Annotated in this window: 12 protein-coding genes; 5 read left to right on the top strand and 7 right to left on the bottom strand. The window is 71.5% G+C overall.

The genetic code is table 11. The annotated features are described in order from the left end of the window. Positions 1-740, top strand: a 740-nt coding sequence (locus AAG827_RS14085) for an amino acid ABC transporter permease (protein WP_341926706.1), incomplete at its 5' end; no start/stop codon positions are given. Further along, positions 737-1,621, top strand: a complete 885-nt coding sequence (locus AAG827_RS14080) for an amino acid ABC transporter permease (protein ID WP_341926704.1) — start codon at positions 737-739, stop codon at positions 1,619-1,621. The genes AAG827_RS14085 and AAG827_RS14080, both read left to right, overlap by 4 nt. A gap of 6 nt (positions 1,622-1,627) precedes the next feature. Here the strand turns inward: AAG827_RS14080 and AAG827_RS14075 are convergent, their stop codons facing one another. Beyond that, complete coding sequence (locus AAG827_RS14075; RefSeq protein ID WP_341926703.1) at positions 1,628-2,104, bottom strand: hotdog fold domain-containing protein; 477 nt, start codon at positions 2,102-2,104, stop codon at positions 1,628-1,630. An 84-nt stretch (positions 2,105-2,188) separates the two neighbouring features. Here AAG827_RS14075 and AAG827_RS14070 point away from each other — a divergent pair, with 84 nt between their 5' ends. Both AAG827_RS14070 and AAG827_RS14065 read left to right on the top strand, forming a co-directional pair. Next, positions 2,189-3,292 carry a TIGR03857 family LLM class F420-dependent oxidoreductase gene (locus AAG827_RS14070; protein WP_341926702.1) on the top strand — a complete coding sequence of 368 codons (1,104 nt, stop codon included), beginning with the start codon at positions 2,189-2,191 and terminating at the stop codon, positions 3,290-3,292. Further along, complete coding sequence (locus tag AAG827_RS14065; protein WP_341926701.1) at positions 3,289-4,338, top strand: phosphotransferase; 1,050 nt, start codon at positions 3,289-3,291, stop codon at positions 4,336-4,338. The genes AAG827_RS14070 and AAG827_RS14065 overlap by 4 nt, the downstream gene beginning before the upstream one ends. A 9-nt stretch (positions 4,339-4,347) precedes the next feature. On the opposite strand, the gene AAG827_RS14060 is transcribed toward AAG827_RS14065, so the two are convergent. The 3 genes from AAG827_RS14060 to AAG827_RS14050 all read right to left on the bottom strand — a co-directional run bounded on the left by AAG827_RS14060 (position 4,348) and on the right by AAG827_RS14050 (position 5,904). Continuing rightward, the gene (locus AAG827_RS14060) at positions 4,348-4,611 is read right to left on the bottom strand and encodes a metal-sensitive transcriptional regulator (protein ID WP_341926700.1); all 264 of its coding nucleotides are present in this window, start codon (positions 4,609-4,611) and stop codon (positions 4,348-4,350) included. Between the two features lie 133 nt (positions 4,612-4,744). Beyond that, positions 4,745-5,134: a glyoxalase gene (locus tag AAG827_RS14055; protein ID WP_341926699.1), complete on the bottom strand. Its 390-nt coding sequence runs from the start codon at positions 5,132-5,134 to the stop codon at positions 4,745-4,747. After that, positions 5,131-5,904: a methyltransferase domain-containing protein gene (locus tag AAG827_RS14050; RefSeq protein ID WP_341926698.1), complete on the bottom strand. Its 774-nt coding sequence runs from the start codon at positions 5,902-5,904 to the stop codon at positions 5,131-5,133. Before AAG827_RS14050 ends, AAG827_RS14055 begins: the two co-directional genes overlap by 4 nt. 97 nt (positions 5,905-6,001) lie before the next feature. Between AAG827_RS14050 and AAG827_RS14045 the strand changes: the two genes are divergently transcribed. Beyond that, on the top strand, positions 6,002-6,487 hold the full coding sequence (locus AAG827_RS14045) for a MarR family transcriptional regulator (protein ID WP_309647671.1): 486 nt from the start codon (positions 6,002-6,004) through the stop codon (positions 6,485-6,487). A gap of 100 nt (positions 6,488-6,587) precedes the next feature. Here the strand turns inward: AAG827_RS14045 and AAG827_RS14040 are convergent, their stop codons facing one another. From AAG827_RS14040 to rsmA, 3 genes are read right to left on the bottom strand one after another with little or no spacing between them, the layout of a single operon-like run. Beyond that, positions 6,588-8,393, bottom strand: coding sequence for an ABC-F family ATP-binding cassette domain-containing protein (locus AAG827_RS14040; RefSeq protein ID WP_341926697.1), 1,806 nt, complete (start codon positions 8,391-8,393; stop codon positions 6,588-6,590). Further along, positions 8,386-9,333: a 4-(cytidine 5'-diphospho)-2-C-methyl-D-erythritol kinase gene (locus AAG827_RS14035; protein WP_341926696.1), complete on the bottom strand. Its 948-nt coding sequence runs from the start codon at positions 9,331-9,333 to the stop codon at positions 8,386-8,388. Before AAG827_RS14035 ends, AAG827_RS14040 begins: the two co-directional genes overlap by 8 nt. After that, positions 9,330-10,190 carry a 16S rRNA (adenine(1518)-N(6)/adenine(1519)-N(6))-dimethyltransferase RsmA gene (rsmA, locus tag AAG827_RS14030; protein ID WP_341926695.1) on the bottom strand — a complete coding sequence of 287 codons (861 nt, stop codon included), beginning with the start codon at positions 10,188-10,190 and terminating at the stop codon, positions 9,330-9,332. The genes AAG827_RS14035 and rsmA overlap by 4 nt, the downstream gene beginning before the upstream one ends. Between the last annotated feature and the right edge of the window lie 12 nt (positions 10,191-10,202).

Below are 10,202 nucleotides of genomic sequence, written 5' to 3'. Positions count from 1 at the left end.
GGGACGGCCGCTCACGCGGTCGTCCCGACGTCTGCACCCACCGAAGGAACCCGCCCATGGATGTCGTGCTCGACAACGCCGGCGACGTCGCGCTCGCGTTCACCTACACGCTGAGCCTCTTCGTCATCGCCGGCGTCCTGTCGCTGGTGCTCGGCACGGTGCTCGCCGCGATGCGCGTCGGCCCGATCTCGGTGCTCAGCAAGGCCGGTGCCGCCTATGTCACCTTGGTCCGCAACACGCCGCTGCTGATCGTCATCATCTTCTTCCGCTTCGCCGGGCCCAAGGTCGGGCTGACGTGGAGCTTCGTGGACATCCGCATCGGTGACATCCGGCTCAACAACATCTTCACGGCCTGCGTCATCGGGCTGACCGTCTACACCGCGGCCTTCGTCTGCGAGGCGCTGCGCTCCGGCGTCAACGCCGTGCCGCTCGGCCAGGCCGAGGCGGCCCGGGCGATCGGCCTGCCCTTCACGGGCGTCCTGCGCGAGGTCGTGCTGCCGCAGGCACTGCGCGCCTCCGTGCCGCCGCTGGCCAGCGTCCAGATCGCGCTGCTCAAGAACACCACCGTCTGCGGCGCCCTCGGCATCCTCGAGGCCTTCGCCCGGATGAAGGGCCTCACCAACGACAACGCGACCGCGCGGCTGGAGATCTTCCTCGCCTTCGCGCTGATCTTCGTCGTGCTCGTCGAGGTGCTCTCCTTCGTCGCCAACCGTCTCGAGCGCCGTTGGAGGATCGCGTGAGCTCCGCCGTACTCTTCGACGCCCCGGGTCCCGCCACCGTCCGTCGCCACCGTCTCTACACCGTCGCGACCGTCGTCGGCCTGCTGGCCGTCATCGCCTTCGTCCTCCTGCGTCTCAACGCCGAGGGCCAGTTCGCCTACGCCAAGTGGGAGGTGCTGGTCACCCCCAAGTACGTCGAGGCACTGCTGATCGACGGCCTCGTCAACACCCTCAAGATGGCCTTCAGCTCGATCATCGCGGCGGTCGTCTTCGGCGTCGTCTTCGGCGTCGGCAAGCTCTCCGAGCACTCGTGGGTCCGCTGGCCGTGCTGGGCGGTCGTGGAGTTCTTCCGCGCCGTGCCGGTGCTGCTGATGATGATCTTCTTCTTCTACGAGGTGAAGGTCGCGGGCGGCGTCACCAACGGGAGCACCGGCGCCTACTGGAGCGTCGTGGCTGCCCTCACCGTCTACAACGGCGCCGTGCTCGCCGAGGTCTTCCGCGCCGGCGTGCTCGCCGTCCCGAAGGGCCAGGCGGAGGCGGCCTACGCCATCGGCATGCGCAAGACCCAGGTCATGACGCTCGTGCTGCTCCCCCAGGCCGTCAAGATCATGCTGCCCGCGATCATCAGCCAGTGCGTGGTGGCCCTCAAGGACACCAGCCTGGGTTACGCGATCGGCGCCATCAGCCTCTCGACGGTGGGCCGCTCGATCTACAACGGCTTCCAGAACCAGATCCAGGTCGTCTTCGTCGTCGCGCTGCTCTACATCGCGGTCAACTACCTGCTGACCCTGCTGGCGACCTACGTGCAGCACCGGTTGGTCGGCGAGAAGAGCCCGCTCGACCTCACCAGGGCGGGCAACATGCAGGGCGGGGAGAACACCGGCGGCGCCGGCATCGTCTAGCCATCGCTAGGACTTGGGCGTCACCCAGAGCTTGATGACGCCCTCGATGACGACCGTGCCGTCGTCGCGGACGCCCCTGACCCGCACCGGCAGGTCGGGGTCGTCGGAGGTCCACTGCTCGGGGTCGGTCTCGGCGATGCAGGTGATGTCGCTGGTCGCCTTGGCGGTGTAGGCGATGTCCATGCCCTTGGGGATCCAGCGCTTGTCGGCGGGGATCGTGGCCTCGGCCAGCGCACCCATGGCGGCCTCGAGGCCGTTGCACAACGCGATCGCGTGCACGGTCTTGAGGTGGTTGTGGACGCCGCGGCGCTTGGGGATGACCAGCTCGGCATAGTCGGGGCGGATCTCGACGAAGCGCGGGCGGATGGTCGCGAAGTAGGGCGCCATCTGGCTGAACGCGAACGAGAACACGCGCTTGCCGACCAGCGGACCGACGACGGGCAGCGAGGTGGACTTCTGCCACAGGGTGAGGACCTGGCTCATGCGGCACACGTTACCAGTCAGTAACTTCCAGGGCGACCGATGGACTGCTGACACGTGTCAAATCCCCTGCTAGCGTCCGCCAGCGTGACCGACACTGTGACGCACGCCACCCAGGAGTTCCCCGAGCTGGCCTGCTACGGCCTCGCGGGGCACTCCAGCAGCCCCGCCGACCTGATCGAGGAGGTGCGGCTGGCCGAGCGGCTCGGCCTCGGGTCGGTCTTCCTGTCCGAGCGCTTCAACGTCAAGGACGCCGCCGTCCTCGCGGGCGCGGCCGTGGCGGCGTCAACCTCGATCGGGGTCGCGACGGCCGCCACCAACCACAACACCCGCCACCCGTTGGTCACCGCCACCATGGCCACGACGCTGCACCGGATGAGCGGCGGTCGCTACGCCCTCGGGCTGGGCCGTGGCTTCAACCTGCTCTTCGACGTGATGGGGGTCCCCCGGATCACCGGGGCGCAGATGCAGGACGCGATCGGCATCTATCGCCGGCTCTGGCACGGCGAGGCGTTCGGCCACGACGGCCCCGCCGGCAGCTATCCCTTCCTCAGCCAGGACAGCAGCTTCGACGAGGACATCCCGGTGCTGATGATGGCGATCGGCGACAAGTCGCTCGAGCTCGCCGGGCAGGTCGCCGACGGCGTCGTGCTCCACACCTTCCTGAGCGACGAGACCCTCGCGCGCTCGGTCCGCACCGTCCGCGACGCCGCGGCCGCCGCCGGCCGCGACCCCTCCGCCGTACGCATCTGGGCGGTGCTGGCCGTCGTCGAGGAGTCCGTGCCCGAGGAGCTCGCTCTGCGCAAGCTGGTCGGGCGGCTGGCGACCTACCTCCAGGGCTACGGCGAGGTGCTGGTGCGAGCCAACGGCTGGGACCTCGCGGACCTGCAGCGCTTCAAGGACGACCCGCTCGTGCAGAGGTACGCCGGGGCGTTCGACGCCGTGGGCACGACCGAGCAGCTGACCTACCTGCGCGACGAGGTGCTGCCGGCGGCGTGGACCGCCGCGTCGGCGACCGGATCCGCAGCCGACTGCGCGCAGCGGATCATCGACCAGCTCGACGCGGGCGCCGACAGCGTGGTGCTGCACGGCGCGACGCCCGGCGAGCTCGCACCGGTGCTGGAGGCCTATCGCGCGATCCGACCGCCGGACCTCTCCGCGCTGCCGGTCAACCCGGGGCACGTCCGATGAGCGCGCCGATCGTCACCGACGTCTCCGGCCTGACTGCCGCGTGGGTCTCCGAGGCGCTCGGGGCAGCGGTGACCGAGGTCGTCGCGGAGCAGGTCGGGACCGGGCAGATCGGCACCTGCTACCGGCTGCGCCTGACCGGCGCGGACGTGCCGGCGTCGGTCCTGGTCAAGCTGCCCGCGGCCGACCAGGGCTCGCGCGACCTGCTCGCCGGCGCCTACCGCGGCGAGCTGATCTTCTACGCCGAGATCGCCCCGACCGTCGCCGTGCGCGTGCCGGCCTGCCACTTCGCCGCGATCGCGCCCGACTCGGGTGACTTCACGCTCGTCATGGAGGACCTCGCCCCGGCCGTGCAGGGCGACCAGATCGCCGGCTGCACCGTCGACCAGGCGCGCGACGCCGTGATCAACCTCGCCGGGCTGCACGGCCCGCGCTGGAGCGACCCGACCCTCGAGGACTTCGACCACCTCGCCCTGAGCGGACCCGAGGATGCCGCGATGCTCGCCGAGCTGGCCGGGCCGACGACCGAGCTGTTCATCGAGGGGCTCCGCCACCTGCTCGCGGCCGAGGACGTCGACACCCTCCGCGCGTGCGTGCCGGTGATCGAGGCGTGGAGCCTGGCGCGGCCCGAGCGCTTCGCGCTGGTGCACGGCGACTACCGGCTCGACAACCTCATGTTCGCCCCGGTGGGCGCGCCCGCGGACGTCCCGCGCGTGGTGGCGGTGGACTGGCAGACGCTGTCGCTCGGGCTGCCGGCCCGCGACCTGGCCTACTTCGTCGGGACCTCGCTCGACCCCGCGGTGCGGGCCTCGAGCGAGCGCGACCTGGTGGCGGCCTACCACGCCGCCCTCACGTCGTACGGCGTGAGCGGGCACAGCCTCGAGGAGTGCTGGGACGACTACAGGCTCGCCATGGTGCAGGGGCCGCTGGTCGCGACGTTCGGCTGCGCCTACGGCACCCGCAGCGAGCGCGGGGACCGGATGTTCGCCACGATGGTGGCGCGCTCGTGCGCGGCCATCCGGGAGCTCGGGACGCTCGACCTGGTGTGAAGCTGGTGCTCAGGCCAGGGACAGGAAGAGCTTCTCCAGCTGGTCCATGCGGTCGGGAGGCAACTGCTCCCCGGCCTCGCTGGCGCGACGCCACTCGGAGGCGATCATCGCGAAGCCGGCGCGGTCGAGGGCGTTGGACACCGCCTTGAGCTGGTGGAGGACCGCGTCGACGTCGCGCGCCTCCTCGATCATGCGCAGCACCCCGCCCAGCTGTCCTTGGGCGCGCTTGATCCGGTTGACGACGGCGACGAGCTCGGCCGACTGAGTCTCCACTGCACTCCTGCTAGACGTGCGACCTCCGCGGCCCCGAACGAGGGACGCGGATGTCCCCATGCGGACCCCCTGGAGCACCGAGTGGGTGCACCTGTCAGGACAACCGTGCAGGTCAGGCGCTGGTTATGCAGGTCTAGACCCGCTGCACCAAAATCTCGATTCGGTTCCCGTGACCGTCGTGGGTGTGCAGCCGCTCGTGGCCCGGGAAGCTGTGGCGCTGGCTCAGGTCGAGGTCGAAGCCACCCAGCGCGAGCCGCGACGCCGCGGCCTGGAAGTGGGCCGGGCTGTCGAGCAGCAACGCCGGGTGCGCCTTGCGGGCCGGGACGAACGGGTCCTCGACGCCGACGTGGACCTCCGCGGTGACGGCACCGTGCTCGTCGTGGGCGCGGAACCACGCACCGCCTCGCGCCCGCAGGTCCTCGGGCTTGTCGACCTCGGTCATCGCCAGCGCCTCGACGTAGAACCTGCGCGCGACGTCCTCGCCACCCGGTGGGCAGGCGACCTGGACGTGGTGGAGCCTCATGCCGGCACCTGGGCGACCACGAAGACGCGGCGGAAGGCCAGCACCACACGGCCGTCCCTGCGCGGGTAGGCCTCGCGGAGCCGCTGCTTGAAGTCCCGCTCGAAGTCGGCGCGCAGGTCGGACGGCAGCGCCTCGAGGGTCGGTCGGGCACCGGTGCCGGAGACCCACGTGAAGACCGGGTCGTCGCCGGTCAGCACGTGGAGGTAGGTCGTCTCCCACGCGTCGACGTCGCAGCCCAGCGCCGTCAGCGTCTCGAGGTAGGCGGCCGCGTCGTGGCTCTCGGGAGACGCGATGCCGCGGGTGTGCTCGTCGTACGGCGGGAGGTCGGCGAGCTCTGCGCGGATCGTGTGGCTGGGCTGGTCGAAGTTGGCCGGGACCTGGAAGGCGAGCCAGCCGCCGGGCCTGACGGCGCGCAGGAGGCTCGGCACCAGCTCGAGATGCCCGGGCACCCACTGGAGGGTCGCGTTGGAGACCACGACGTCGACGCTGCCGGGCTCCGGCGCCCAGGCGCGCAGGTCCGCCACCTCGAAGGCCGCTCGAGGCTCGGCCACCCTGGCCGCCTCGATCATCTCGGGACTCGAGTCGAGCCCGCCGACCGCGGCGTCGGGCCAGCGCTCGACCAGCAGCCGGGTCAGGTTGCCCGGCCCGCAGCCGAGGTCGACGACCACGCCCGGATCGGTGGTGGCCACGCGCGAGAGCAGGTCGACGAACGGCCGTCCGCGCTCGTCGGCGTAGGTGAGATAGCGCTGCGGGTCCCAGGTGTGCGGCATGGTGGTCTGTCTCCCGAATTATCTTGATGTCAAGACAACTCCACCACCGAACTGTCTCGATGTCAAGATTCTCGATCGGGTCCGCTACGCTGCTGGCATGCGGGACGAGGTCGACGAGCTGGTCGAGGCGTGGGCGCGCGAGCGCGCCGACCTCGACCTCGAGCCCGTGGCCGTCTTCAGCCGGATCAGCCGCCTCGCCCGCCACCTCGACCTGGCCCGCCGCGCAGCCTTCACCGCCCACGGCATCGAGTCCTGGGAGTTCGACGTGCTGGCCGCCCTGCGTCGCGCCGGCGCGCCCTACGAGCTCTCGCCCGGTCGGCTGCTGCGCGAGACCCTCGTGACCAGCGGCACCATGACCAACCGCGTCGACCGGCTCGCCGCCCGGGGCTTCGTCGAGCGCTACCCCGACCCCGAGGACCGCCGCGGCGTCATCGTCCGGCTGACCCGCGAGGGCAAGACGGCCGTCGACGCGGCGTTCGAGGCGCTGCTGGTCGCCGAGCAGGCGCTGCTCGCCGACCTGCCCGCACGGGAGCAGAAGAAGCTGGCGGCGCTGCTGCGGACCCTGCTGGCGCCCTACGCCTGAGGGCGCTGGAGAAGTTGTAACACGCAGTTACCTCATCTACCCGCCCGTTACAGCGGGCGGGAAGGCGCGCAGACAACTTGTGACAAGTGGCCGGCCGCGCTCAGCTCAGCACCTCGGCCGCCACGAGCCACTCGACCTCGACCGCGTCACGCTCGGCGCTGACGGTGGTCAGCTCCGCGCTCAGCTCGGCCAGCAGGTCGTAGTCGTGGGCGTGCTCGGCGATCTGGGCGTTGAGCTCGGCCTCGCGCTTGGTGAGGCGGGCCAGCTGCTTGTCGAGGCGGGCCATCGTCTTGCGTGCCGTGCGCTCCTCGGCGCTGCCGCTCTTGGGCCGTGAGCCCTCCCCGGCAGCCGGGGCAGCCGGGGCGGCCACAGCGGCAGCAGACGGGGAGGAGGCACCCGAGGACGAGGCGGCCGCGAGGGACGCCGTGCGACGCTCGAGGTATTCGTCCACGCCGCGCGGCAGCATGGAGATCTGGCCGTCGCCGAGCAGCGCCCACACGGAGTCGGTGACCCGCTCGAGGAAGTAGCGGTCGTGGGAGACGACGATCAGCGTGCCCGGCCAGCCGTCGAGGAAGTCCTCGAGGACGTTGAGGGTGTCGATGTCCAGGTCGTTGGTGGGCTCGTCGAGGAGCAGCACGTTGGGCTCCTCGAGCAGCAGCATCAGCAGCTGGAAGCGGCGGCGCTCGCCACCGGAGAGCTCGCCGATGCGAGCGGTCAGCTTGTCGCCGGTGAATCCGAAGCGCTCGAGCATCGAGGTGGCGCTGATCTCGCCGCTGTCGGTCTTCACCACCCGGCGGAACGACTCGACCATCGGCAGCACGCGACCATCGGGATCGAGGTCGTCGAGCTGCTGGGTCAGGTGCTTCATCGCGATCGTGCGGCCGTGCTTCACCGTGCCCGCCGAGGGGGCGAGGTCACCGGCGAGCAGCGAGAGCACCGAGGTCTTGCCGGCGCCGTTGACGCCGACCAGTCCGACCCGGTCCCCCGGGCCGAGCCGCCAGGTGGCGCCGGTGAGCAGGGAGCGCTCGCCGCGCTTGAGGTCCACGTCCTCGACGTCGATCACCTGCTTGCCGAGCCGCTGGGTGGCGAACTTCTGCAGCTCCAGCCGGTCGCGGGGCGGGGGGACGTCCTCGATCAGGGCGTTGGCCGCCTCGATGCGGAACTTCGGCTTGGCGGTGCGGGCGGGTGCCCCGCGGCGCAGCCAGGCCAGCTCCTTCGTGGCGAGGTTCTGCCGGCGGGCCTCGGTGGCCGAGGCCTGGCGGGTGCGCTCGGCCTTGGCGAGCACGAACGCCGCGTAGCCGCCCTCGTAGGCGTCCACCACCCCGTCGTGGACCTCCCAGGTCCACTGGCAGACCTCGTCGAGGAACCACCGGTCGTGGGTGACGACGACCATGGCGGAGGTCCGCTTCACCAGGTGGGCGGCCAGCCAGGCCACCGCCTCGACGTCGAGGTGGTTGGTCGGCTCGTCGAGCACGATCAGGTCGTGCTCGCCGAGCAGCAGCGCGGCCAGCGAGCACCGACGGCGCTCACCACCCGAGAGACCAACGACAGGACGGTCGAGCGAGACACCGGCGAGCAGCACCTCCACGACTTCGCGCGTGCGGTAGTCGGCGGCCCACTCGTGGTCGTCCTTGCCGCCCAGCACGGCCTCGCGGACGCTGTGGGTGTCGACCAGCTCGTCGCCCTGGTGGAGGTAGCCGACGTGCACACCACGGGTCATCGAGACCCGGCCGGAGTCGGGCTCCTCCAGCCCGGTCATCACCTCGAGCAGCGTGGTCTTGCCGTCGCCGTTGCGGCCGACGATGCCGATCCGCTCGCCGACGGCGATCCCGAGGGAGACGTCGGTGAGCAACGGACGCACGCCGTAGGACTTGGAGACGCGTTCGAGGTTGAGCAGGTTAGCCATGAAGGTTCTCCACGAGATGGGCGCCGGCGACGGCACCGTTGGCGACCAGGACGACGGTGTGCCCGTGGCGCATCAGCGCCCCGGCCAGGTCGCGTGCGTGGTCGGAGGACTCGCACAGGAAGGCGCAGGTCGGACCCGAGCCACTGATGATGCCGCGCAGGGCGCCCTCGGACTCCCCCCGCTCGAGCAGCACGCCCAGGTCGGGGCGCAGGTCGAGGGCGGGCTCCTGCAGGTCGTTGCGCAGCAGCCGCGCCAGCCGCACCGGGTCACCCGCAGCGACGGCGTCGAGCAGCTCGTCCGCCGGCGGCGGCACGGCCGGGGCGTCGGGGAAGAGCTTGTCGAAGTGGCGGTAGACCTGCGGCGTCGAGAGCCCCTCGCGGCTGGGCACGAGCACCCACCACCAGGTCCCGCCGTCGGGCAGCGGCGTGACGAGCTCACCGCGACCCGTTCCGAGGGCGGTGCCGCCGATGAGCGCGAACGGTACGTCGCTCCCGAGCTCCGCGGCCAGGGCCAGGAGGTCGTCGTCGGAGGTGCGCGCGTCCCAGAGCCGGTCCAGCGCCACCAGGGCCGCCGCCGCATCGGCCGAGCCGCCGGCCAGACCCCCGGCGACCGGGATCGCCTTGTCGACGTCGACGTGGCCGCGCACCGGCACACCGTGGTGGGCTGCCAGGAGCGTGGCCGCCCGGGCGACGATGTTGTCGTCGTCGACGGGGACCGCGCCGGGGTCGATGTAGTCGGCCACCCGCAGCCGCAGGTCCCAGGGGGCGTCCTGCTCACCCGGCAGGGTCGCGGTGAGGTCGTCGCAGAGGCCGACCGCCTGGTAGACGGTCGTCAGCGGGTGGAAGCCGTCGTCGCGCGGGGCTCCGACGCCGAGGTGGAGGTTGATCTTGGCTGCAGATCGGACCGTGATGTTGACCGCGGTCCTGACGGGGATGCTCACGCGTGCAGGACCTCCGCGATCCGGGCGAACTGCTCGATGGTGAGGCTCTCGCCCCGGGCCAGGGGATCCACGCCCGCGTGCTCCAGCGCCGCCGCAGCGGCCTCGGCCGACCCGGCCAGGTCGCGCAGCGCCCCGCGCAGCACCTTGCGCCGGTGGGCGAAGGCCAGGTCCACGACGGCGAAGACCTGCTCGCGGGTGGCCGTCGTGACCGGCGGCTCGCGCCGGGTCCACGCGACGAGCCCTGAGTCGACGTTGGGGGCCGGCCAGAAGACGTTGCGCCCGATCGCACCCGCGCGACGTACGTCGGCGTACCAGGCAGCCTTGACGGACGGGACGCCGTAGACCTTGGAGCCGGGCGAGGCCGCCAGGCGGTCGGCGACCTCGGCCTGCACCATGACCAGCCCGCGCTCCAGCGAGGGCAGCAGCATCAGCAGGTGGAGCAGGACCGGGACGGAGACGTTGTAGGGCAGGTTGGCGACCAGCGCGGTCGGCGCCGGGCCGGGGACCTCGGTGACGCGCATGGCGTCGGCGAGGACGACCTCGAAGCGATCGGCCTGCTCGGGCGCGTGCTCGGCGATCGTCTCGGGCAGCAGCCCGGCGAGCTTGTCGTCGATCTCGAGGGCGACCACCCGCTGCGCCACCTCGAGGAGGGCCAGCGTCAAGGACCCCAGTCCGGGGCCGACCTCGACGACGACGTCGTCGCCCGTGATGCCCGACTCGCGCACGATGCGGCGGCAGGTGTTGCCGTCGATCACGAAGTTCTGCCCCCGCTGCTTGGTGGGCCGCAGGTCGAGCCGGGCCGCCAGCTGACGCACGTCCGCCGCCCCGAGGAGTCTCGGGGCGGCGGAGGAGGTCATGCAGGAGAGGTT

The sequence above is a fragment of the Nocardioides psychrotolerans genome, assembly GCF_943371775.1.
Lineage (GTDB): Bacteria > Actinomycetota > Actinomycetes > Propionibacteriales > Nocardioidaceae > Nocardioides > Nocardioides psychrotolerans_A.
The sequence above is the reverse complement of the archived record's forward strand: the minus strand, read 5'-3'. Positions and strand labels throughout refer to the sequence as shown.